Annotated in this window: 2 rRNA genes; both read left to right on the top strand. The window is 58.0% G+C overall.

Annotated features, from left to right (window positions below):
* Positions 1-64 (top strand): 16S ribosomal RNA (locus ACSVC7_RS32660); the annotation flags it as partial.
* A gap of 283 nt (positions 65-347) precedes the next feature.
* Positions 348-1,047, top strand: a 23S ribosomal RNA gene (locus tag ACSVC7_RS32655); the annotation flags it as partial.

Genomic DNA, 1,047 nt, shown 5'->3' with positions numbered 1-1,047 from the left:
AGCGACTGGGGTGAAGTCGTAACAAGGTAGCCGTAGGGGAACCTGCGGCTGGATCACCTCCTTTCTAAGGAAAGCCACCCCTGACCGGATCGGTCATGTGGTCACGGCCCAACCAGTTCATCTGGACGCCGCCGCCGGCGCATCCCTTCTCGACAATCACCAAAAAACGGAACGGCCGCCCCAGGGCGCTGTTTACGGGTGGTTGGCGAGAAGCGTTGGCATTGTTTTCAAAACAATGCGGGTTCTTTGAACATCGTGAATAAAGTCGAGATAAGTGACCGAGGATGCATCTTCGTGAGCGTCCAGGCACAAGGGCGGTTTGCCCCTGTGCGTGACGTTCGGAGTAGGATCAAGCGTCTGAAGGGCATCTGGTGGATGCCTTGGCACTGAGAGGCGATGAAGGACGTAGCACGTTGCGATAAGCCATGGGGAGCCGCGAGCAGGCTGTGATCCGTGGATTTCCGAATGGGGCAACCCACCGCGCAAGCGGTATCCTGCACTGAATCCATAGGTGCAGGAGGCGAACCCGGCGAACTGAAACATCTAAGTAGCCGGAGGAAAGGACATCAACCGAGACTCCGCTAGTAGTGGCGAGCGAACGCGGACCAGGCCAGTCATTCTGTCGACATAACCGGAAGCGTCTGGAAAGGCGCACCAGAGCGGGTGATAGTCCCGTACGGGTAAACCAGACAGGATGCTCGAGTAGGGCGGGGCACGTGAAACCCTGTCCGAACATGGGGGGACCACCCTCCAAGCCTAAGTACTCCTCAGTGACCGATAGTGCACCAGTACCGTGAGGGAAAGGTGAAAAGCACCCCGACGAGGGGAGTGAAACAGTTCCTGAAACCGGATGCCTACAAGCAGTCGGAGCCCCCTTGCGGGGTGACGGCGTACCTTTTGTATAATGGGTCAGCGACTTAGAGTCTGCAGCGAGCTTAAGCCGGTAGGCGGAGGCGCAGCGAAAGCGAGTCTGAACAGGGCGTCAGAGTTGCAGGCTTTAGACCCGAAACCCGGTGATCTAGCCATGGGCAGGTTGAAGGTGCGGTA

The sequence above is a fragment of the Azospirillum mesophilum genome, assembly GCF_053470405.2.
The sequence above is the reverse complement of the archived record's forward strand: the minus strand, read 5'-3'. Positions and strand labels throughout refer to the sequence as shown.